Raw genomic sequence first — 23504 nt, forward strand, 5'->3', positions numbered from 1 at the left:
AATTTGTAAGCTCAGGTTCGACCCAGATAGTGGATCAGGCTGTGAAACCGCAGGCGGCGGTCAAGGGGATTACGATAGCTGTGAGCGACGTCGGCCCGGAACTGAAAGGCTTCGCCCTGTTTAAGCCGTCGCCAGGTCTCTTCCACGCCTAACAACAGTTCCCCTTCCAGTACCACCACCTGCTCAATCACCCCTTTCTCATGGGCAGTGGAGTCGCTCTGCGCACCCGCTGCCAGCTCAACCGCCAGTAAATCAAAACGCAACCGGGCGTCGTAAGGCAGCAGCGGCGTAACCGCCATCTGCGCATTCTGCTGCCGGTAACAGGTCACCTCGCCTGCGGAATGTGTCCCGGAATGAACAAAAAATGAGAACGGAACGTTGAAGCCGGTCGCTATTTTCCACAAGGTCGCGACCGTGGGGCTGGACTCGCCGCGTTCAATCTGGCCCAGCATCGCCTTACTGACGCCCGTTTTTTCTGCGGTTAAGCTCAGGCTCCAGCCATTGGCCTGGCGCAATTGTTTTAGCCCATCGCCAAGATATTGATGCAAATTTTCCATGTTATCTCCTGCTTTACCGCTTCAGTGTAACACTTGTGCGTTATAACGCCCTGTGCGAGGATGTGCGCTATAACGCACAAGAGGGTTACACCATGTCAGCACGCCGCGCACCCTTTCCCGTTACCCTGCCCATTGCCGTTTCCGGCCTGGTGGCGGTATTAGTCGGCTACAGCAGTACCGGTGCGATTATCTATCAGGTTGCCCTGTCCGCGGGCGCCTCATCCGCGCAAATTGCCGGCTGGCTTTCCGTCATTGGCCTGGCGATGGGCATTGCTTCAGCGGGGCTCTCTCTGGCGTACCGGATGCCGATCTTAGCCGCCTGGTCCACGCCGGGCGCGGCATTACTCGCCACCAGCCTTCAGGGCGCATCAATACACGAAGCCGTCGGCGTATTTGTTTTTGCCAATGCCCTGATTGTGTTGTGCGGGGTGACGGGCCTGTTTGCCCGACTAATGAACTACATCCCTGCCTCGCTGGCCGCCGCCATGCTGGCCGGGATTTTACTGCGCTTTGGCCTGCAGACGTTTAGCGATTTAGCGGTAAATTTTACCCTGGCGGGCGCAATGTGCTGTGTTTGGCTGCTGGCACGCCGGTGGTTGGCTCGCTACGCCATTCTGATCGCGCTGCTGGCAGGCCTGGCTGTCGCATACGGGCAAAACAGCCTTCATTTTCCCGCGCATGCGGCGAGTTTTAGCCTTCCCGGCCCTGTCTGGCCGACCTTTTCATGGCCTGTACTCATCGGTGTTGGCCTTCCCTATTTTCTGGTGACCATGGCGTCACAAAATGCACCTGGCATCGCCACATTGCACGCCCATGGCTACCGTCCCCCGGTCTCCGCGTTGATGAGCTGGACAGGACTGCTGGCCCTGGTCTTGTCACCGTTTGGCGGGTTTTCGGTTTGTGTGGCGGCGATTACGGCGGCCATTTGCATGGGAGAAGATGTGGATGTCGATCCCCGTCGCCGCTGGATAGCTGCCGCGCTGGCCGGTTTTTTTTATCTGCTGGCTGGCTTTTCCGGCGCGTTAATTGCCGTGTTGTTCAGCGCACTGCCTGCGGTAATGGTGCAGGTGCTGGCGGGGCTGGCACTGCTTGCCACGCTCGGCGGCAGTCTGCAACGGGCGCTTGAGCAGCCCGAGGAGCGGGACAGCGCCCTGATAGCCTTTTTGATCACCGCATCCGGGGTAACGCTCTGCGGCATCGGCGCGGCGTTCTGGGGCCTGGTCGGCGGTGTGGTTGCACATCTGTTATTAAAGCGTAAAACAGCGTAACATCATCTGGGCATTGGTTATTTTCCCGCCAGCGGGTCAAAAAACCACGCATTTATCCCCTTTTTCAGCGGTTTGATTTGCCATTGTCCCACGTAAAATCACCGTAATCGACGATAACACGCGATCTTCTGCCTCAGACAACGACCGATAAGGGCTTAACAGGTGGCAAAAACTTTTCTGCGCAGCGGCAATCTGGATGCGGTTCTGGCTTTGGGCGAGAACGGCCAGCCTGTATATGCGTCCGCCCTGCAAATCCGTGAAACCCTGCGTTTGCGCCGTCAGAGCGCGCTGGCAAATTGCCTGGCGATTCCACAAACGAACGAACGTGGCGACCGGCTTGACTGGTACTCGCCCTTCCCGGGCAAGGTTAAGTCCTGGATGGGCGCCAGCGATTATGAACGCCGCCAGGCTTTACAACATCTCACAGCCTGTCAGCAGGATCTGCAAGCCATCAGCGCCAGCGCCAGCGGTGCGGCCAATCCGGCAATGCGCCTGTTCGGCGCGCTGTTAGGCAAAAGCTTGCAGTTTCCCAATCAGCAATATGTTTATCTGGTCAACGGCAAACCCGTCATAACCTTTTGGGGGTTTGTTGACGCGCAGGAGCGGAATCGCGACGATGCGCTGGCCTGCCTGCGAGACAGTCTTGAAGAGTCGCTGCCAACCGTGCTGGTTGAACCACCGCCCGAACCGGTGACGATCGCTGCCGCCTCTGAACCCGAACCTGTTGTCGCACCGGAGCCGGAGATCGTGACGCCGCCGGTCCAGGAAAGCGCGGTTCAGGCCCCAGAACCTACGCCCACGGCGACAGCGCGTCGTCGGCCTTTCCGCCTGTGGTATTTACTTCCAACCCTGGCGGTTGCCGCGGCAGCAGCTGCCGCTGTGATCTTGCATCTGCCTCAGTCAGAACCGGTGACGGTCACGCAACCGGTCGCGCAAAACACGCCGGCTCCCGCGCCGGTTACCGCCACTAAGCCACCGGCGGTCGTCGCGTCTGCTGAAAAACTGTCTGCCACGCTGCCACAGAAACCGGCGGCGGTGGTCGCAAATGCATCAACTGCGGCTGCACCGACTTCCGCTGCGCCCGCGCCCTCATCAACCCTTTCAAATGTGGTGGTGCCTGCTGTGCCCGCCAAACCCGACGATCTGGTGGTGACGCCGGATGCCGTGCGCGATGGACAGGTACAGGTCATTGATGGCCGCTGGCGTGTGGATATTGCACAGATCAAAACCCCGACCGGTAAACCGCCGGTGATGCGTTTCCAGTTCAATAAAGGGAAAGGCAGCGTGCAGATCAGTCAGGGCAATACCACCTGTAAGGCCGACGTGACGGCCGCGATGACCAGCGCAGGAAACCTGGTGATTGAGAGCCGCTTTACTGCCCGGTGCGCGGACAAATCCCGTTACCGTATGCCATTGTTAGTGTGTCATTCCAGCATTGGCGCGGCCGTCTGTGAAGCGCAGTACAGTGCGGATCGTGTGTATCCCATTACGATTAAGCGTGAGAGTAAGTAACTATGTTGGCTCCCCTGATCGATGATAAGCAGAAAATTTCTCTGATTGAGAACAGCGGCGTGCAGTTCCTGGATTTTGGTCTGCAGCTTTCCGCGCCCCAGGCGCGACGCCAGTTTGTGCGCCAGACGGCAAACGGCCCCTTGCTGCGACTGAACGTGGACGGCAACAGCGGCAAATTTTTACTTTACCCACAGGACGGTGGCGCGCCTGAAGTGGTTCGTCCTGAAACCGACATCGCCCTGTCAGACTCGCTGACGCTGCTGGAAGCCTGCTGGTTGCCCCTGCCGATGCTGCGTTGCGCATCGGGCCGCCGCTTTATTGGCGGCCCTGAAAACTGGGCGCGCATGCGTCTGGTGGCCCTGGATAAACCCGACAGCACCGGCAATACGCACCGCGTCACGCTGGCTTTCGATACCCGCTGCGTCGCTGATGAAGACGGCGGCGAGCAACTCGGACTCACGCCTTCCGATGCGCAGAACGGCGTGACCTTTGCGCTGGCCTGGCATAACTACGAGCTGGGCGAATTCCTTGACCATACCTGGGTTGATGGCTGGTTGCGTGAGTCCTTCACCGACCGCGTAGCCGATCGCCGGGAGCAGGCCATCAGCCAGGCACTGCGCGAGTTTGAATATCAGGCGCATTACCTTAACCTGCTGGAATTACTGGGCGAGCAGCTTAACCTGACCGAGATCCACATTCAGGCCGCCACGCTGAAAACCCCGGCGGTCAACGTCGATATTATTCTCGACGTAGGGAATTCCCACACCTGCGGCATTCTGGTGGAAGACCATCCGGAAGAGAGCAACGGCCTGAAGCAGACCTATGAACTGCAAATGCGCGACCTGTCTCAGCCGCATCGGGTGTATAACGAACTGTTCGACAGCCGGCTGGAATTTGCCGAAGCGCGTTTTGGTAAAGCCAATTTTTCACTGGAAAGCGGCCGCGAGCAGGCTTTTATGTGGCCCTCGTTAACCCGCGTCGGGCGTGAAGCCAGTCGCCTGGCCCTGCAACGCGCCGGTCTGGAAGGCAGTACCGGCCTGTCCAGTCCACGCCGTTACCTGTGGGATGAAGCACGCTATCAGCCGGGCTGGCGCTTTAATCAGCAGAGCCCGCAGGGGGAACCTCAGGCCTGCGCCGCGCCGTTTACCTCGTTAATGAATGATGAAGGTCAGCCGCTGTACGCCCTGCCCGTGGATGAACGCTTACCGGTGTTCTCCGCCCACTACAGCCGCAGTTCGCTGATGACCTTTATGTTGTGTGAGTTGCTGGCTCAGGCGCTAATGCAAATGAACAGTGCGGCACAGCGCCAACGTATGCCGCAAAGCCATGCCCCGCGTCAGCTGCGCCACGTTATTTTGACCCTGCCGTCCGCCATGCCAAAACCTGAACGGGAGATCTTCCGCCGCCGCATGCAGGAAGCCATCGCGCTGGTGTGGAAAGCCGAGGGCTGGCACCCGGCCGATGAGGATTTTACCGAGCAGAGCCAGGCCCAGAGCAGCAAGCCCGTCCCGGATGTGCAGATGGAATGGGACGAAGCCACCTGTGGCCAGATGGTGTGGCTGTTTAATGAGACGCAGGTGAACTTTGCCGGACGGGCAGAAGATTTCTTTAGCAGCATGGCACGTCCCGACCGCCCGCGTGAGGCGGATGAACTGCCGGGCAAGAGCCTGCGTATTGCCTCTATTGATATAGGCGGCGGCACCACCGATTTAGCGATTACCCAGTATCGTCTTGACGACGGCCAGGGTAATAACGTCAAAATCACCCCGCGCCTGCTGTTCCGTGAAGGCTTCAAAGTCGCCGGTGACGATATTCTGCTGGACGTGATCCAACTGTGGATTTTACCCGCTCTGCAACAGAGCCTGCAAAAAGCCGGGCTGACACTGGCGGAGCCGCTGATCAACAAGCTGTTTGGTCACGACAGCCGCATGGACGGACAGGCCACGTTACGCCAGCAGGCGACGCTGCAGCTGTTTATCCCGCTGGCTCAGGCGGTGCTGGAGCGCTACGAAAACTGGGATCCGCTGGAAAGCCACGCCGAGATCAATGCGCTGTTCGGTGAACTGGTCGATCAGCGCCCTGCCGATGCGGTGCTGGCGTTTGTTAACGGTGAAATTCAGCGTGAACTCGGCGGCAACAGCCGTTTTGATCTGCTTGAGGTGCCGCTGGTGGTCAGCATGGCTCAGTTGCACGGTGAGTTTATGCAGCATCGCATGGCGATCATTCCGGCGCTGCGCTCTATGTGTGAAGTGGTGTCACTCTACCAGTGTGACGTCCTGTTGCTGACCGGACGTCCTTCGCGCTTCCCCGGCATTCAGGCGCTGGTACGTCATCTGCAGCCGCTGCCGGGCAGCCGTATTTTATCGCTTGAGGGCTATCACACCAGCGACTGGTATCCGTTTAATAAACATGGTCGCATTGATAACCCCAAATCGACCGCCGCGGTCGGCGCAATGCTGTGCCTGCTGGCGCTGGATTTGCGCCTGAGCAGCTTTTGGTTCCGTGCAGGCGACTTTGAGCCTTATTCAACCATTCGTTATCTCGGTATGCTGGACGAAAATCAGGCGCTGACGGACGAAAACCTGTGCTACAGCGAAATCGACCTCGACGATCAGCAGTTTTCGCTGGATCGCAAAACCAGCTTTCGTATTCGCGGCAACGTGTGCCTGGGATTCCGCCAGTTAGATAATGAGCGCTGGCCTGCCTCGCCCCTCTACAGCCTGACGCTCAATGATGCGGCGCTGGCGCGTAAGGTTGCGGGGGAAAGTGTCCTGCGCGTCAAGCTCGCCGTGAAGGCCGGTCCGGGTGCGCCCGGCCCTGAAAATCTGGTGTTAAGCGAGGCTAAACTGGATGATGGCACGCGTGTTCCGCTTGAACATCTGAGCCTCAAACTCAATACTCTCTCCGCCACGGGCAATGCCAATGCGCAATACTGGATTGACAGCGGGAGTGTGTGTAAACGATGAGATCGGTAAAACCCCGCCAGCCGCAGACGCTGGCAAAACGCCTGAGTTTATTGCAGGACGCCCTGAACGGCAGCCTGGCCTGGATTGAGAATACCCGCGAGCAGTCGCCCCGCCTGGCTCTGGAAGCCGAAACCCTGACCCTGCAGCTAAGGCAGGCTCGTGTACAGGCCCAGGCCCTGGCGCAGCAGGTTGCGCGCCCGGTGACGCTGGCGCTGTTTGGCCAGTCCCAGGCGGGTAAAGCCTGGCTGTTGACGGAAATGGTGGCCGATGCACAGGGCCAGTTGATCACCGCGTTAAGTGATAAACCGGTGAATTATTTTCAGAATGTGAATCCCGGCAATCTCGACTTCGCCACCGCAACGCGTTTTACCCACCAGCGGGAACCCCTCTCTTCAGAGTGGCCCGTTGAGCTGACGCTGCTAAGCGAGGCCGACGTGCTGCGCCTGGCCATCTCCTGTGGTGGCGGTGTCACCCAGCCCGACACCGCAAAAATTGACAGCGTGTTGCAACGCCTGCAACGCCATCGCTTAACCACGCCGCTGCCGGGTCTGGAGAGCGACGCGCTGGTCACGCTCTGGTCCTGGTGCCGCCGTCATCACCTGTATGATGCACAGCTTGATCGCCACTTCTGGCCACAGGCTGTTGAACTGGCACCCTGGCTGAGCGTTGACGACCGCGTGCAGCTGTTTTCACTGCTGTGGCCAGCCGAGCCCGCCCTGAATGAGCTGGTGCGGAGTTTACTGCATCTGCGCCATCAGCTTCGTAACAGCACCCGGGTACTGGCTCCGCTTAGCCTGCTGACGGATAACGCCCTGTTGCCCGCGGAGCAGCTGATTGTTCCCGCCAGCGAGCAGGATCAGTCGCTGCCAATCGAGGTTTGCCCGTTAAACGGTAACCGTCTGGGTAAACCGCAGAACGTGGCGTTGGGATTACTTGCCCTGCTCACGCTTGAGGTCACTATTCCCCTTAGCTCCACCCCGCGCACCGCGCTCTATGATGACGCAGACATGCTGGAGCTGCCCGCACCGGGTACGCCCAGCGATCCGGCCCTGCGTGAAGAGCGCCAGCGCCTGCAGCAGCAGGATGCACTACGCGCACGCCTGCTGGAGCACAAACGTACACTGATACCGGGCATTTATGCCGCCCGCCAGAGTATCGATTTGCTGTTAATCTGCACCGCCGCCAGCCAGCGTCAGGATGTTGACGTCGCCAGTCAGGCGTTACGGGAATGGCAGCGTCACCAGCCAGTCAATGAGGCGGGCGAGAAACCCCGTCTTATTTGGGCTATTACCCCTTACGATGCGCGGCATCAGCAGATCAACGTCGACGAGGCAGTGCAGCGTCAGGTGGGGCAGCCGGGTCAGCAATGGGGTTCCATGCTGGCACTGGATCGCGCAGGCGTGGACCGGATGTCTGACTGGCTACAGGAAGAAATGCAGCCTGAAGCCCGTCGCGATATGCTGATCGCACAACTGGCACAAATTCAGCACACCGTTGTCGAGCGTCGGCTTCAGCCCTGGACGGAAGCGGGTGCATCGCCCGACCAGGCGGCACGCAAGCAAAGCATCGCCGATACACTGCTGAAGTGTTTACAACACCGCACCGGTTTACATGGCGAACTGCTTGAGCGCTTACAGCCCTCCCGCGAGGCCCTGCGTCAGCTCTGGCTCAACCAGTCCACCTCATCCGTTCCGGCGGCGACGTCCAGCATTCAGGCCCCGGAAAATCAGTTTGGTATTGGCTTTGAATTTGATTTGTTCAGCGATAACGAAGTTGAACAGCCCGCCCCGAAGCAGACCAGCTTCGGTCAGGGCTCGGCACAGTTCCCGCGTCAGGTGTTTAGCCTGTGGCTTAACCACCTGCGTCAGCTACCGGAAAATCAGAGCCTGCTGGCTTTACTGAATATTGATAAAGCCACGATGGAGTGGTTGATCGAAGAGTTGATCACGGCCAGCTTTCGTACCGGTATTCTGCAGTCCCTGCAGCAGGCGCTGCATGAACCCGATGCGCAGAGCATGACGCATGAATCACGTGCTGACCGTCAGGTCACGCGCGCGATGACGGTGCTGGGGGATTTTGTGGCCTGGCTGGGCTTCCTGCAGCGTCCGGAATCGGAACGTCCTGGCAGCCGGGTCAATCGCGGGCAGCCTGTTTTCTCGCGCCCGCCGGCACCCAGCGTTAATTTCAGTGCAGGACAGCGCCTGACGAAGCTTTCCGCCGCGCCAGCAAACCATACGGCCTACTATATTTACGACTGGCTGGTGGGGCTTAACACCGTGATTATCGAAAACAATGGCTATACCGGTGGGGGCGACCTGCCGGTTGCAGCGCGAGAGTCACTTACAGCCCTGCTTAAGCCACTGCGCCACTAACCGTAAATCAGGCGCAGCTCGACCGCCAGCGACTGCGCCGCCTCTTCCAGCAACGCCACTACGGGGGCCAGTTCCTCATTGCACCGTTCTGCATGCAGCAGATGAATCGTGGCGGGCAACGCCATTCCTCCGGTCAGCCAGTCCCATAGCGCATCCAGATTATTGCCAAATCCGGCAGGACAATCGCTCTGCGCCGCAAACGCATGATAGAAAGCCTCGCGATCGATGAGCTGGCGCAGATCAAAGCTTAAGGTCAGCATGGTTACTGAACCGGCTTAAAGGTGCGATAGTGGTCGGTCGAGAGGAAAACCAGACCATCAGAGGAGTAGACCAGCCTGTCAGCCTCACGGTGGCCGCAGCGGTAGTTCACATCCGCCTCGAACCACTGGCGATCGGCGCGTTCAGGCAATTTTCGTTCCCGGTTGGAAAAGCGATCGCCGCCGATGGCCCGCCCCGGCAACACCTCACACAAGTCCCCTTTCGCTGGATTCCAGCCAAGGCGACGCGCCTGCTTTTTGGTAATGTAGTAATCGGGCAATTGCTGATGCTGCAGCACCCAACGGGCGACCGTTCGCACATCCGTTAAGGCAGCGATATCCGAGGCCGACGTTTTGGCTGGTGCAGACGTCAGATAAGGTCTTAACCCCACCCAACAGAGAACAAGGATCAGAACCAGTCCAACCCACAGTTTTTTTGACATGATGGCATCCCTTTAAACAGGATGCAGATGATAACAGCTTTAGCGGGCGATAAAAAAGCGCGGGCCAGATTGCCTGGCCCTGGCGGGATACTGCTTTTACTGCATGGCTGACTGCGAAGGCACAGTGTGACGGCGCCATGCACCCGGGGCTACACCGTACTGACGCTTAAAGCTGCGGTTAAAAGACTGTTGCGAGTCAAATCCCAGCGATATCGCTACATTCAGGATAGGCTCGTTGGTGCTGGTCAAACGGTCGGCCGATTTTTTCAACTTCTTCATGCGAATGTATTCACCCAGTGGATAGCCGGTGTGCTCTTTAAACATCCGTTGCAGGTGCCATTTTGAATAGCCAGCGCGCTCAGAAACGGTATCGAGATCGAGACGTGCTTCGATATTGTTATCGATCCAGCTAATCAGGTCGTGAATAAAAGCGTTACTCATCATGTTTATTCTCCCGTCGCGGCGCGAACAGTATTAGTATCAGTTGCAGTTACACTTAAAGCGTGGCTGACAATGCCATTTAATGCAAGTTTAATTAATACATTAAATGCCGCACTTTTTATGGGGCTTATTTTTGGCTGCTGTCATGCACCGATCGCGGCGTTGAAAACCGCACATAAAGTGTATCAGTAATTCTTGCAGTTCTTAGTCGCACAAGCCTACACTCCTCGCGATAAATTGCAACCATAGAAGTTGCAAATATTGGCCTTCGGGCCTTATTTCACTGTCATCGCGGGATCACAAAAATGATTACTCACTGGGTTCGTCAGGGATCTTCCCTGCTGGGAATGGGGCTGCTGGTTAGTCTGCTAAGCGGTTGTGACACGGGCCAGGCTAAAAATGCCCCGCCGCCGCCGCCCGACGTCAGCGTTGCGGATGTGTTGGTGAAGCCTGTCAGTCAATGGGACAGCTTCAACGGGCGCGTTGAAGCCGTAGAAAGCGTGCAGCTCCGGCCTCGCGTTTCGGGTTATATCGACAGCGTTAATTATCATGAAGGCGACGAGGTCAGGAAAGGTCAGGTCCTGTTTACCATCGACGATCGCAGCTACCGTGCCGCACTGGAACAGGCAAAAGCGACGCTGGCCCGCGCGCGCAGTCAGGCCAGCCTGACACGCAGCGAATCGGCACGCACCGAGAAGCTGGTGGGTACACAGGCGGTGTCACGCGAGATGTGGGAACAGCGACGTTCAACAGCCAGTCAGGCTCAGGCTGATGTGCAGGCCGCCGAATCCTCTGTCGACATGGCTCAACTCAATCTGGATTTTACCCGCGTCACCGCGCCGATCGACGGACGGGCCAGCCGGGCCATGATTACTGCCGGTAATCTTGTCACCGCTGGCGACAGCGCCAGCGTACTGACCACATTGGTTTCGCAGGACAAGATGTTCGTCTATTTCGACGTCGATGAGACCACCTTCCTGCACTATCAGGCAATGGCACGTCAGGGACAACAGCGGCATGCCCTGCCCGTTGAAATCGGCCTGGCCGGCGAACAGGGTTATCCACATCGCGGCAACGTCGATTTTCTTGATAACCAACTTAATGCCAGCACCGGTACGATCCGCATGCGCGCCCTTCTGGACAACCGCCAGCGCACCTATACGCCCGGCCTGTTTGCCCGCGTTCGCCTTCCCGGTAGCGCGCAGTTTAATGCCGTGTTAATCGACGACAAAGCCGTGCTGACCGATCAGGACCGCAAGTATGTCTATGTGGTCGATGCACAGGGTAAAGCCCAACGTCGTGATGTTCATCCCGGCGCGATGGCGGACGGATTACGCATCGTTACCACCGGTTTACAGGCGGGCGATCGGGTTATCGTTGCCGGCCTGCAAAAAGTGTTTATGCCTGGTATGCCGGTAACGGCAAAAACCGTCGATATGGCCGCGACTGCCGCGCGATAACCTGAGGTTGTTATGGATTTTTCCCGCTTTTTTATTGATCGGCCGATCTTTGCCGCCGTGCTGTCCGTCTTGATTTTTATGACCGGACTGATCGCCATCCCGCTGCTGCCCATCAGTGAGTATCCGGACGTGGTGCCGCCCAGCGTGCAGGTGCGTGCCGAATATCCCGGCGCTAACCCGAAAGCCATCGCCGACTCCGTGGCAACGCCGCTGGAAGAGGCGATTAACGGCGTTGAAAACATGATGTACATGAAGTCCGTGGCCGGTTCTGACGGTGTGCTGGTGACCACCGTGACCTTCCGCCCGGGTACCGATCCGGATCAGGCCCAGGTTCAGGTGCAAAACCGCGTAGCCCAGGCCGAGGCGCGGTTGCCGGAGGACGTGCGCCGTCTCGGCATCACGACGCAAAAAATGTCGCCGACCCTGACCTTAGTGGTGCATCTGTTTTCCCCTAATAACACCTACGATTCGCTCTATCTGCGTAACTACGCCACGTTGAAAGTCAAAGATGAGCTGGCCCGTCTGCCGGGCGTGGGGCAAATCCAGATTTTTGGCGCGGGTGAATACGCGATGCGCGTCTGGCTCGATCCCAACAAAGTGGCGGCGCGCGGCTTAACCGCCTCGGACGTTGTGAAAGCGATGCAGGAGCAGAACGTACAGGTTTCTGCGGGGCAACTTGGGGCGGAACCGTTAAAAAAACAGAGCGATTTTCTGCTGTCCATTAATATGCAAGGACGGCTGGAAAACGAGCAGCAGTTTGGCGATATCATTCTGAAAACGTCAGAGGACGGCTCACTGGTCCGGCTGCGTGACGTGGCGCGCATTGAAATGGGTTCAGGCAGCTATGCCCTGCGTTCGCAGCTCAATAACAAAGACGCCGTCGGTATTGGTATTTTCCAGGCACCGGGCGCCAATGCTATCGATCTGTCAAACGCGGTGCGTGCCAAAATGGATGAACTGGCCACCCGTTTCCCCAACGATGTGAAGTGGGCTGCGCCTTACGATCCCACCGTGTTTGTTCGCGACTCCATTAAGGCTGTGGTGCAAACCCTGCTGGAAGCGGTGTTTTTAGTGGTGCTGGTGGTGATTCTGTTCCTGCAAACCTGGCGCGCTTCCATTATTCCCCTGCTGGCGGTTCCGGTATCCGTAGTCGGCACCTTTAGCGTGCTGTATCTGCTTGGGTTCTCGCTCAACACGCTAAGCCTGTTCGGACTGGTGCTGGCCATCGGTATCGTGGTGGACGATGCCATCGTGGTGGTGGAAAACGTTGAACGCAATATTGAGATGGGACTGTCACCCAAAGCCGCTGCCCATCAGGCGATGCGTGAGGTATCCGGCCCGATCATTGCCATCGCCCTCGTGCTGTGTGCGGTGTTCGTGCCCATGGCGTTTCTGTCGGGCGTGACCGGCCAGTTTTACAAACAGTTCGCCACCACGATTGCGATTTCAACCGTGATCTCCGCCATCAACTCACTGACCCTGTCTCCCGCACTGGCCGCGATGTTACTGAAGGATCATCAGGCCCCCAAAGATATGCCGACGCGCCTGATCGACAGGCTGTTTGGCTGGATTTTCCGCCCGTTTAACCGCTTCTTTCAGCGTAGCGCGCACGGCTATGAATCGATGGTGGGGAAAACCCTGCGTCGTCGCGGCGCGGTGTTTGGTGTTTACCTGGTGTTACTGGCTGGCGCGGGCTGGATGTTTCATGCGGTGCCGGGCGGGTTTATTCCCACTCAGGACAAGCTTTACCTGATCGGCGGCGTCAAAATGCCGGAAGGCTCGTCGCTGGCGCGCACCGATGAAGTGATTCGTCAGATGAGCGAAATCGGCCTGCAAACGGAAGGCGTGGCCTATGCGGTGGCCTTCCCCGGCCTGAACGCGTTGCAGTTTACTAATACGCCGAACAGCGGCACGGTCTTTTTTGGCCTGAAGCCGTTCAGCGAACGTAAACAAACGGCGGCGCAGATAAACGCGGAGATCAATGCGAAAATTTCCCGCATTCAACAGGGATTTGGCTTTTCAATTATGCCACCGCCTATCCTGGGGCTAGGCCAGGGTTCGGGCTATTCCCTTTACGTTCAGGATCGGGCCGGACTGGGCTATGGCGCACTGCAGACCGCGATTAACACCCTCTCGGGCGCGGTTATGCAGACGCCGGGCATGCACTTCCCGATCTCCTCTTATCAGGCCAACGTGCCACAGCTGGAGGTGCAGGTTGACCGCGATAAGGCGAAAGCACAGGGCGTAGCGTTAACCGATCTGTTCAGTACGCTACAAACTTATCTGGGTTCATCCTACGTTAATGACTTTAACCGTTTTGGGCGCACCTGGCGCGTCATGGCGCAGGCCGACGGGGAATTCCGCGACAGCGTTGAGGACATCGCGAACCTGCGTACCCGTAACGACCGCGGTGAGATGGTGCCGATTGGCAGCATGGTGCACATCACCACGGCCTACGGCCCCGATCCGGTGATTCGTTATAACGGCTATCCGGCGGCTGACTTGATCGGCGATGCCGATCCACGCGTGCTCTCATCGGCCCAGGCGATGCGTCAACTTGAAACGATGTCGGGTCAGTTGCTGCCGAACGGCATGAATATCGAATGGACCGATCTCAGCTATCAGCAGGCGACGCAGGGTAATACGGCCCTGATTGTTTTCCCTGTTGCTGTCCTGTTGGCGTTTTTAGTGCTGGCTGCACTGTATGAGAGCTGGACGCTGCCGCTTGCGGTGATCCTGATTGTGCCGGTGACCATGCTGTCTGCCCTTGTGGGCGTCTGGTTAACCGGTGGGGATAACAACGTATTCGTGCAGGTTGGACTGGTCGTGCTGATGGGGCTGGCCTGTAAGAACGCCATTCTGATTGTGGAGTTCGCCCGCGAACTGGAGATTCAGGGCAAAGGCATTACAGAAGCGGCGCTGGAAGCCTGCCGTCTGCGCCTGCGTCCTATCGTAATGACCTCTATCGCCTTTATTGCCGGCACGATCCCCCTGATTCTGGGTGAAGGTGCGGGTGCTGAAGTGCGTGGCGTTACCGGCGTTACCGTGTTCTCCGGTATGTTAGGCGTTACGCTGTTTGGCCTGTTCCTGACGCCGGTGTTCTACGTGACGCTGCGCAAGCTGGTGACGCGTAAAGCCGCTGAGCAGCGCTTACAGAACGCGCCATAACGGAGTCGACAGCGGGCGATGAAAAACCGCCTGCTGTCATCCCTCCGGCTTCATGCTTTCCCACCTGCTTAGCGCACTGCTTTTGCTTTTAAAAATAAAACCCTGTTAATGGGCGAGGCAGAATTTCGCCGTCGCATGCATGACATAGTTATGGCTGATAATGTGACGGACGCGATATCCCGCATGATTGATAATCTGTCGCCCGCTCCTGTGACCTTCAAAAGCAAAAAGCAAAAGGAAATGTTCAGAATGCCGTTTCGTTTTCAGCGCAATATGATGATTCTGTGCCTGCTTGTGATTTCACTTCCTTCCATTAGCTTGCCCCTTTCGCCATACCAGCAATTTGATGGACTGATAAGAGCGCCCCTTACCTTTGAGGTGACGCTGAGCAATGGCCAGTTCGCTGAGCTTGATGCCTTTGTCACCCGACCCAGCGGAACCGGTGCCGCACCGCTGGTCTTGATAACTAACGGGACTGAAGGCTCCCGGGCCTTTGATCGCGGCATCATGAATCCAAACCGTATGTCAGGCACGGCTCTGGCGTTTGCACGCCACGGCTATGCTGCAGTGGTGGTGTTACGCGAAGGCTATGGCCACTCAAGCGGAAACGCAGAATATGCGGGCGGTTCATGTGAACAGCCGCGCCATCAGCTGGCCGGGCAGCGAGATCGTATGGATCTGCTGGCCGCGCTGGCTATACTGCAAAGACAGCCCTGGGCATCGCGGGAAAACGCGATTCTGGCTGGCATGTCTTCCGGCGGCTTTGCCGTTCTGGCAACCAGCGCGGCGAATCCGCCTGGCGTTAGCGCGGTCATTAATTTTGACGGCGGCCGGGGCGCGAATAAAGATAAATCGCTTTGTGATGGACCGGGTCTGCTTACCGAATTCGAACGCTACGGTGCAACGGCACGTCTCCCCTCGCTCTGGCTCTACTCTGCCAACGATCAGGATTTCTCGCCTGACATGGGAAGAACGTTTTATGACGCCTATCGACGTCAGGGCGGCAGCGCTGAATTTCGTGAAATGCCCCCCCTTTGGTAAGAATGGGCATGTTTTCATGGATAGTGCGCCTGAAGCATTTTGGTGGCAGACGGTTTCCGCGTTTCTACAGGCGCATCATCTGCCTTACCAAGAGGTTGTCTCTCTTCCCGACACCACCTTGCCCGTGCCTGCGGCGTTAAATAAAGCCGGGGCGGAGGCGTTTAAACATTACACCTCGTCCCGTCTGTATGAAAAAGCCTTCGCGATCGGTCCGGAAGGCGCATGGGGAAGCGCCTATTGGGCCAGAACCGGCGACGATGCGGCCAGCATCGCCCTTGAATATTGCAATACCTTTAACCGTGGTGATAAAGGCAGTTGCAGGCTGTATGCCATCGGTGATGCGGTTGTTTTACGCTAAGCCTGCACGCTAAAAAAATGATGGGCCGGGCAGAAAGGACAGTGCCCTGTAACAGGGGGATAATCATGGTGACGGGCAAAATGTGACGCGCGGCAAAGCGCTGTTTCCTTGAGGGACAATCAACACATAAAAAAAGCCGCATCAGCGGCTTTTTTTGCACTCGCTTTCAGGCTCTGCCACATCCGGTTCCGGTACGGCTGTGCAGTTGCTGGTATCGTGGGTTTTCAGCTCATTTAAGGCATCGGCCACCGTGCGTTTGGCCAGGACCGCGAGTGAGGCCTGCTCGGCTTCTTCTGCGATGGATTTAAAATACCAGCACAGGTTGGCGCTGACCAGGCAACGCGGCGCGACGTCCGGGCGCGCAGCCCAGAGTTTTTTATCATCAGTGACGGAAACATAAATATCACGCAGGGTGATGTCTGCCGCCGGTCGGCCAAGATGAATGGAGCCGGTGCGTCCCAGCGTAGACACAATAATGCCGTCACGCGTTAATGGCACCATCAACTTGCGGATAAAACTCGGGTTTGCTTCAAGCCCGTAAGCGAGAATCGCGCTGGTAGAGCGTTTTCCCATTTGCTCCGCCATCGCCACGCTCAGAACCATTTGCAAAGCTGTCGGGAAGCGATAATCAAGCATCTTTGTATCCTGAATTGCGGTGCGTTTTTGTTGTTGTATTGCCGCATGAGTGAACAATGAATCAGCTGTAAATATAACAAAGGCGGTGGGTTTTTAGAAGCAAGAGGCCCGCGACAAGGCACATATTCACCACACTGAAGCCGTCAACAGCACAAGGTGCTTACCGCCATTCTGCTTGCCGATTCGCTTAAGGCGCTGCGTTGACCTGTGCGGGAAGCCGTTTTTTTAACGCCACCACCAGCAGCAGGTTCAGCACGGCGAGCGTGCAAAGCAGCCATAAGGTGGCGTCTGCGCCCAGGGTGGCAAACACATAGCCAAATACCAGCGGCGTTATTGCCTGGCCCATTAGCGCCGGGCGCGCCATTCTGCCTGCGAGCACGGCATAGGCTTCCGGTTTGACCATCACCAATGGCAACGTGCCCCGCACAATCGCACGCAGGCCGTTGCCTGCACCGTAAAGGATCATGCTGAAGAACGCCGTTTGAGGAAACAGCGCCAGCAGCACCAGGCCCAACGCGACGAATCCAACAGAAAAAAACGTGGTCCAGATGGGGTGATTCCCTTTGAAAACCATATCGATAATCCGCGAAGCCACCTGGCACGGCCCCAGTATGGTGCTGATCGCCAGCGCCGAGGCCAGGCTGTAACCGCTCGCTTCCAGCAGGGTAATAAGCTGCACGGAGATGGCCGTCATGATGACCGATGCCAGGGTGAAAATGGCACACAGCAGGCGAAACAGTACCACAGGCAAATCGGCCTCAGCGGGAGGCAGGCTTTGACGTTTAACCGCTACGGGCAGACTGCTCTGCGGCAGTGCAAAGAGATAAACGGGCAGAACGCAAACCAGTAACAGTCCGGCGATGGCAAAACAGGCGCCGCGCCAGTCAAGCCAGTGGATCAGCAGTGCCGTTCCCGGCCAGACCAGGCTGGTGCAGAAACCGGAAATAAGCGTTATGCCGGTTATCGCGCTGCGCGCATGTCCGCCATAGCGAGTGCCCAGGGTGGCAAAGAGCGCATCGTACAGCCCCATCGCCATGCCCACGCCAATGATGACCCAGGCCAATAAAAACACAGGTAAATGATGGCTGAACCCCATGAGGATCAACCCTGCCGCCATCACAAAGCCATTTAACGCCAGCATCAAACGCCCGCCGGTCCGGGCAATCATGTGCCCACAGCGCGGAGCCAGTAGCCCGGAAACCAGAATGCCTAACGAGAGCCCACCATAAACCCACTGTTGCGACCAACCGGTCTCCGCCACGATGGGCGCGGCCATCACCGCCATCAGATAAAAGGATCCGCCCCAGGAGAGGATCTGAACCAGCCCCATAAGGACAATGCTGAATGAACCGGGCTTTTTGATTACGTCCATGTCGGGAATCCGTTAGCGAGCGAAGCGTTTTTATAACATGTTAATGCAATGGAAAAAACGGGGGCCACTTTTTCCTGCCTGCGCCGAATGGCGGCACGGTTTTAACAACATGACTAATAGTATGTTGTAACTACAGTCGCTATTGCAGCGCCTTGCGACTTCTGCCACATTGAGCATGTTGTAACTATGGAGAACAGAATGGCGCGCTACGATTTAGTGACTGACATGCAGCAATGCGTAAAAGATCTTGAGCAGGCGTTAGGTGCCTTGCGGCAGCAGATTGAGTCGCTACCGCTATTGATTGCCCGGGTCTTTCGTTTACCGCCCGTCGAAAAAGGTCATGAGCACGATCCTGTGACGCAACTTGCCGTTGAGCAGCTGCTTGGCATTCAGGCGCGAGACATGGCCATGAATCACTACTGCCGGCTGTTTATGCAACATCAGTCGGAAAAGCTCAGTACTAAAGCCGCCGTGCGCTTGCCAGGTGCGCTTTGTATTGCGTGCAGCGAACAGGAAGAAACGGAGCTCACTGAGCGCATCGCGGGAATCAATCACCTTAAAGCCCGGCTGGAGCACCTGATTACGGTGGAGTCCGGCCTGCCCTCTGAAGCCCGCTTTGAGTTTGTCCATCAGCATTTACGAGGGCTAATCACCCTGAATGCCTACCGGACCATCACCGCGATCCCGGCACCGGAAAGTGTACGTTTTGGCTGGGCCAATAAGCAGGTGATTAAAAACGTGAAACGGGAAGAGATCGTTGCCCAACTGGAAAGAAGCCTGAAAGCGGGCCGCGCCCAGGCGCCCTGGACACGAGAACAGTGGGCAGAAAAGGTTCAACAGGAGCTGGCAGATGTCCGCGCCCTGCCCGCCTCAGCACGTCTTAAGATTAAACGCCCGGTGAAAGTGCAGCCTATTGCGCGCATCTGGCGCGCAGAAGAGAAAAAGCAAACCCAGCTGGCCTGCCCGTCACCGATTCTGGTGCTGTGCCGCGACCGCAGCCAGGTGCCGCAGTTGGGTGAGCTGCTGAATTATGATGCCGACAATATTACGCATCGCTATAAGCCAGCCGCCGAACCGCTGTCTTTGCTGATCCCCCGGCTGCACTTATGGGTTGATTGTCTGGTGTGATATCAGGGCCGTGAAGGCCCTGACGTGCCTGATTCACTGCTTCATGCTGCCAACCATCTCTTCCGGGCGAACCCAGGCATCAAACTCGTCTTCAGTCAGATAACCCAGTTTCAGCGCCGAGGCTTTAAGCGTTAAGCCTTGCTTGTGAGCCTGCTTGGCAATTTCCGCCGCTTTGTCATAACCGATGTGGGTATTTAACGCGGTAACCAGCATGAGCGATTCGTTGAGTAACTGTTCAATTCGCTCACGCACCGGCTCAATACCGGTCGCGCAGTGGTGGTTAAAGCTGTCCATGCCGTCGGCCAGTAAACGAACCGATTGCAGGAAGTTATGAATAATCATCGGACGATAAACGTTCAGCTCGAAGTTGCCTGACGCACCGCCCATGTTAATCGCTACATCATTTCCCATCACCTGGCAGCACAACATTGTCAGGGCTTCACACTGGGTTGGATTCACTTTGCCCGGCATAATGGAGCTGCCCGGTTCATTTTCCGGAATAGCGATTTCACCGATACCACAACGTGGGCCCGATGACAGCCAGCGCACGTCGTTGGCAATCTTCATCAACGACGCCGCCAGCCCTTTAAGTGCGCCGTGCGCATGCACCAGCGCATCGCAGGTTGCCAGCGCTTCAAATTTATTGGGCGCGGTCACGAAGGGTTGTCCGGTCAGGTCAGCCAGTGCTTTAGCCACGCGAACGGCATATTCAGGATGCGTATTCAACCCGGTTCCTACCGCCGTTCCACCCAGCGCCAGTTCTCCAAGGTGCGGAATGCTCTGTTCGATGTGCCTGAGGTTATGCTCAAGCATGGCAACCCAGCCCGAAATTTCCTGGCCCAGTGTTAACGGCGTGGCGTCCTGGAGATGGGTACGGCCAATTTTAACGATGTCTTTAAACGCCTCAGATTTGGCGCTCAGCGTTTGTTTAAGCACGTTCAGCTGTGGGATCAGATGTTCACGCACCGCAATGACGGCCGCCACGTGCATGGCGGTGGGAAACACATCATTCGAACTCTGGCTCTTGTTGACATCGTCGTTAGGATGCACGAGGCGCGCCATACCGCGCGCTCCGCCGAGCAGCTCACTGGCCCGGTTAGCCAACACTTCATTCATGTTCATGTTGGTCTGGGTACCTGAACCGGTCTGCCAGATTGCCAGGGGGAATTCGTCACTGTGCTTGTCCGCTAACACCTCATCGGCGGCGTTCACGATCGCTTCCGCCCGCTCGGCCGGTAATAAGCCCAGATCCCGGTTAACGCTCGCGGCGGCGCGCTTGGTCATTGCCAGCGCATGAACCAGCGCGACAGGCATTTTTTCTGTCGAGATGCGGAAGTGCTCCAGTGAGCGCTGTGTCTGAGCGCCCCAAAGTTTCTCAGCCGGTACATCAATTGGCCCCATTGAATCTTTTTCAACGCGATTGGCTGCCATGATTCTCTCCTTAGCACAGTTTTAGATAAGACTTAGCGTCATCGGTTGTCGATTAGCCCCTGTCTGACGCGGTTAAACTTACACAATTTTTTAACATCCTCCGAGCTTAGCATCCTTCTTGCGCGGGATATGTATTTTCCATGGCGGTTTCTGGTTTAATAAGCGCAGTCTTTTTCCGCCAGTAAGGCAATTAAAAAAATGAAAAAAATGATTAACTCCCTGCAAAATTATGCATGGGGCAGTAAAACCGCTTTAACCTCGCTGTATGGCATAGCCAATCCAAAGCAGTTACCGATGGCTGAATTGTGGATGGGTGCGCACCCTAAAAGCCCATCGACTGTGGAAGAACATGGCAAGCCCCGTTCGTTACGTGATGTGATTGCGGCCAATCCACAGCAGATGCTGGGCGATGCCGTTGCTAAGCGCTTTGGCGAGCTGCCTTTTTTGTTTAAAGTGCTGTGTGCCGATCAGCCGCTGTCCATTCAGGTGCATCCCAGCAAACGCGCCGCCGAAGAGGGGTTTGCGCGTGAAAATGCCGCGTCAGTCCCTCTCAATTCCGCAGAACGCAATTATAAAGACGCTAATCACAAGCCCGAACTGGTCTATGCGCTGACGCCCTTCAAAGCCATCAACGGCTTTCGCGAACTGAACGAAATGGTTTCGCTGCTGGAGCCGGTTGCCGAGGCACACCCGCAGATCGCCCAGTTCCTGCGCCAGCCCACTTTGGCGAATCTTGCCCAGCTGTTTTCCACCCTGCTTTCCCTTGAGGATGATGAAAAAACGCAGGCGTTGCGCGTACTGATGACCGCCGCACAGCAGCATCATGGCGAGCCATGGCAGACTATCAACGACATTGCGGAAGTGTATCCGCAAGACAGCGGCCTGTTTTCACCGCTGCTGCTTAACGTGATCACGCTGCAACCCGGCGAAGCCATGTTCCTGTTTGCCGAAACACCGCACGCCTACCTGCACGGCGTCGCGCTGGAAGTCATGGCCAACTCTGATAACGTGTTACGCGCGGGCCTGACGCCGAAATATATCGATATCCCAGAATTGATGGCCAACCTTGCATTTAAAGAAAAGCCGGCCAGTCAACTGCTCACGCAACCCGCGCAGCACGAAAACAGCCTGAATTTCCCCGTACCCGTGGAGGATTTTTCGTTCTCTATTCATGCGCTTACTGATAAGCCGCTTTCTGTCCATCAGGACAGCGCTGCGTTGCTGTTTTGCGTTGAAGGCGAGGCGACGCTCGTCTGTGGTCAGCAGCAGCTGGTGCTCAAACCTGGCGAATCCTGTTTCGTGGCAGCCAGCGATCCGTCTCTGACCATTGCAGGTCACGGCCGTGTTGCACGCGTATTTAATGAGTTAAGCTGAGACGGCTGACGTCACCGCGCTTAACTGCTATTATTTCAATCTATTAGCTAAAAATGCCTGTGGGCGCTTTTTCATCCGCCGTTTGGCGCGGTCTGTCAGGCGGGTGAAATCAAGGATAAGGACGATTCAGCAATGAAAAAGACTCAAGTTGCCGTTGGTGTGGTAGTTGCTCTGGGCGTAGTCTGGACAGGTGCGGCATGGTTTACCGGCAAAAAGCTGGAAAGCAATATGGATCAGATGATCCAGAACGCCAATGCCCAGTTGACGGCGATGGCCCCGAACAGTCGTCTTAAAGTGAGCTATCAGGATTATCAACGCGGCATTTTCAGCAGTAAAATGAATGTGGTTATCCAGGCGAGCTCGCAGACGGAGGACAACCCGCTGCTAAAACCCGGCCAGAGCATCATTCTGAATGAACAGATCGATCACGGTCCTTTCCCGTTTGCCCAGCTGAAAAAATTCAACCTCATTCCCAGCATGGCCTCTGTTCACACCACGCTGGCAAACACCGATGCGGTAAAAAAACTGTTTGAGCTGACCAACAACCAGTCGTTTATCAATGCTGAAACGCGCGTGGGATACAGTGGAAGCACCGATACCGCGGTAAATATTCTGCCCATCGATTATCAAAATGCACAAACGGCGCAGCGCGCGGCCACCAGCGGCGGCACGGTGAATATCAGCGCAGATAACAAAGGCGATAAAGTTTCGCTGGACAGCGACATCGACAGTATTGCGATCACCAGCAAAAACCAGGTCGATCAGCCGGTCATGTTTACGTTAAACGGACTGAAGCTTAAAGCCGATACGCACCTGACCAGCGAAGGCGTTCGCATTGGCGATCAGTCAATCAGCGTGGATAAACTGGCTGCCGCCGTTAACGGACAGGACGCGGTGATCCTGAATAAGATGGTCGGTGATTCTGCTTTTGATAATAAAGCGGGCAAAATCAGTGGCGACATCAACTATAAAATTGATGGCGTGGAAGTGCAGAAACAAAATCTGGGCCAGTTCGCATTAAAAATGAAGCTGTCTCAGTTCGATGCGCAAAGCGTAAAAACCTTCTCTGACAACTACAACGCACAGCTGACCACGCTGATGAATCAGCCGGGCGTGGAAGATGATCCGGTTCGTTTCCAGAACGGTGTTCGTGCCATTCTGCTGAATAATCTGCCTACCCTGTTAAAAGGTGCGCCTACCGTTAGCGTTGCACCGCTGAGCTGGAAGAACGATAAAGGCGAAAGCACCTTTAATCTGAACGTTAATTTTAACGATCCGTCGACGGTAACGGGCGAGCCGCAGACGCTGGCCGCATCGGTTGATCGCGTGCTGAAAACGCTGGATTTAAAACTCTCTGTGAATATGCCAATGGCAACCGAAACCATGCGCCATATTGGCCTGGCTGAGGGCTATCAGGCGGACGACGCGCAGAAGCTGGCGGATCAGCAGGTCAAAGGCCTGGCAGCGATGGGACAGATGTTCCGTCTGACACAAACCCAGGACAACAATATCGTCACCAGCCTGCAGTATGCTAACGGCCAGGTAAATATGAACGGCGACAAAATGACGCTGGAACAGTTTATGTCTCGTTACATGCTGGGCGTGCCAACCAACGAAGGCATGCCAGAATAAGCGTTATCTTCTGGAATCAGGCGGCCTTTGGCCGCCTTTTTTATGCCAATGCCTGGCGGGTGTGCCGCTGCTGGTAAATTCATTCAGT

Annotated in this window: 16 protein-coding genes and 1 pseudogene; 10 read left to right on the forward strand and 7 right to left on the reverse strand. The window is 56.6% G+C overall.

Features of this window, described 5'->3' with window-relative positions; all coding sequences use genetic code 11:
* Positions 1-11: 11 nt before the first annotated feature.
* Positions 12-557, reverse strand: a complete 546-nt coding sequence (locus NXS97_RS03185; RefSeq protein ID WP_014605881.1) for a helix-turn-helix domain-containing protein — start codon at positions 555-557, stop codon at positions 12-14.
* A gap of 92 nt (positions 558-649) precedes the next feature.
* Between NXS97_RS03185 and NXS97_RS03190 the strand changes: the two genes are divergently transcribed.
* From NXS97_RS03190 to NXS97_RS03205, 4 genes are all read left to right on the forward strand, one after another.
* The gene (locus NXS97_RS03190; protein WP_105087539.1) at positions 650-1825 is read left to right on the forward strand and encodes a benzoate/H(+) symporter BenE family transporter; all 1176 of its coding nucleotides are present in this window, start codon (positions 650-652) and stop codon (positions 1823-1825) included.
* 162 nt (positions 1826-1987) lie between these two features.
* Positions 1988-3337 carry an SrfA family protein gene (locus NXS97_RS03195; protein WP_116219716.1) on the forward strand — a complete coding sequence of 450 codons (1350 nt, stop codon included), beginning with the start codon at positions 1988-1990 and terminating at the stop codon, positions 3335-3337.
* A 2-nt stretch (positions 3338-3339) separates the two neighbouring features.
* A complete protein-coding gene (locus NXS97_RS03200) occupies positions 3340-6303 on the forward strand; it encodes a virulence factor SrfB (protein ID WP_259231695.1) in 2964 nt (987 codons plus the stop codon).
* Complete coding sequence (locus tag NXS97_RS03205) at positions 6300-8675, forward strand: virulence factor SrfC family protein (protein ID WP_014605884.1); 2376 nt, start codon at positions 6300-6302, stop codon at positions 8673-8675. Before NXS97_RS03200 ends, NXS97_RS03205 begins: the two co-directional genes overlap by 4 nt.
* On the opposite strand, the gene NXS97_RS03210 is transcribed toward NXS97_RS03205, so the two are convergent.
* From NXS97_RS03210 to NXS97_RS03220, 3 genes are all read right to left on the reverse strand, one after another.
* On the reverse strand, positions 8672-8935 hold the full coding sequence (locus tag NXS97_RS03210) for a barstar family protein (protein ID WP_259231696.1): 264 nt from the start codon (positions 8933-8935) through the stop codon (positions 8672-8674). The genes NXS97_RS03205 and NXS97_RS03210 overlap by 4 nt on opposite strands.
* Before the next feature lie 2 nt (positions 8936-8937).
* Positions 8938-9375, reverse strand: a complete 438-nt coding sequence (locus tag NXS97_RS03215; RefSeq protein ID WP_014605886.1) for a ribonuclease domain-containing protein — start codon at positions 9373-9375, stop codon at positions 8938-8940.
* 96 nt (positions 9376-9471) lie between these two features.
* Positions 9472-9819, reverse strand: a complete 348-nt coding sequence (locus NXS97_RS03220) for a helix-turn-helix domain-containing protein (protein WP_013025716.1) — start codon at positions 9817-9819, stop codon at positions 9472-9474.
* 302 nt (positions 9820-10121) lie between these two features.
* On the opposite strand from NXS97_RS03220, the gene NXS97_RS03225 reads away from it, so the two are divergent.
* From NXS97_RS03225 to NXS97_RS03235, 3 genes and pseudogenes are all read left to right on the forward strand, one after another.
* Positions 10122-11276 carry an efflux RND transporter periplasmic adaptor subunit gene (locus tag NXS97_RS03225; protein WP_014593664.1) on the forward strand — a complete coding sequence of 385 codons (1155 nt, stop codon included), beginning with the start codon at positions 10122-10124 and terminating at the stop codon, positions 11274-11276.
* A gap of 12 nt (positions 11277-11288) precedes the next feature.
* Positions 11289-14444, forward strand: a complete 3156-nt coding sequence (oqxB, locus tag NXS97_RS03230) for a multidrug efflux RND transporter permease subunit OqxB (RefSeq protein WP_014605887.1) — start codon at positions 11289-11291, stop codon at positions 14442-14444.
* 108 nt (positions 14445-14552) lie between these two features.
* A pseudogene (locus tag NXS97_RS03235) lies at positions 14553-15843 on the forward strand (dienelactone hydrolase family protein).
* A 141-nt stretch (positions 15844-15984) separates the two neighbouring features.
* Here NXS97_RS03235 and NXS97_RS03240 read toward each other — a convergent pair.
* Positions 15985-16479 carry an Rrf2 family transcriptional regulator gene (locus NXS97_RS03240; RefSeq protein WP_014605889.1) on the reverse strand — a complete coding sequence of 165 codons (495 nt, stop codon included), beginning with the start codon at positions 16477-16479 and terminating at the stop codon, positions 15985-15987.
* 187 nt (positions 16480-16666) lie between these two features.
* On the reverse strand, positions 16667-17851 hold the full coding sequence (locus NXS97_RS03245; protein ID WP_072136732.1) for an MFS transporter: 1185 nt from the start codon (positions 17849-17851) through the stop codon (positions 16667-16669).
* Between the two features lie 198 nt (positions 17852-18049).
* On the opposite strand from NXS97_RS03245, the gene tus reads away from it, so the two are divergent.
* On the forward strand, positions 18050-18979 hold the full coding sequence (gene tus, locus NXS97_RS03250) for a DNA replication terminus site-binding protein (RefSeq protein WP_088900260.1): 930 nt from the start codon (positions 18050-18052) through the stop codon (positions 18977-18979).
* Between the two features lie 33 nt (positions 18980-19012).
* Here the strand turns inward: tus and fumC are convergent, their stop codons facing one another.
* Positions 19013-20410: a class II fumarate hydratase gene (fumC, locus tag NXS97_RS03255; protein WP_014593659.1), complete on the reverse strand. Its 1398-nt coding sequence runs from the start codon at positions 20408-20410 to the stop codon at positions 19013-19015.
* Between the two features lie 198 nt (positions 20411-20608).
* Between fumC and manA the strand changes: the two genes are divergently transcribed.
* Positions 20609-21784, forward strand: a complete 1176-nt coding sequence (gene manA / locus NXS97_RS03260; RefSeq protein WP_014593658.1) for a mannose-6-phosphate isomerase — start codon at positions 20609-20611, stop codon at positions 21782-21784.
* A gap of 132 nt (positions 21785-21916) precedes the next feature.
* Positions 21917-23416 carry a YdgA family protein gene (locus tag NXS97_RS03265; RefSeq protein ID WP_013025708.1) on the forward strand — a complete coding sequence of 500 codons (1500 nt, stop codon included), beginning with the start codon at positions 21917-21919 and terminating at the stop codon, positions 23414-23416.
* Positions 23417-23504 lie beyond the last annotated feature (88 nt).

Origin of the sequence: Pantoea sp. B623 (assembly GCF_024814475.1) — a bacterium.
Taxonomy (GTDB): Bacteria; Pseudomonadota; Gammaproteobacteria; order Enterobacterales; family Enterobacteriaceae; genus Pantoea; species Pantoea ananatis.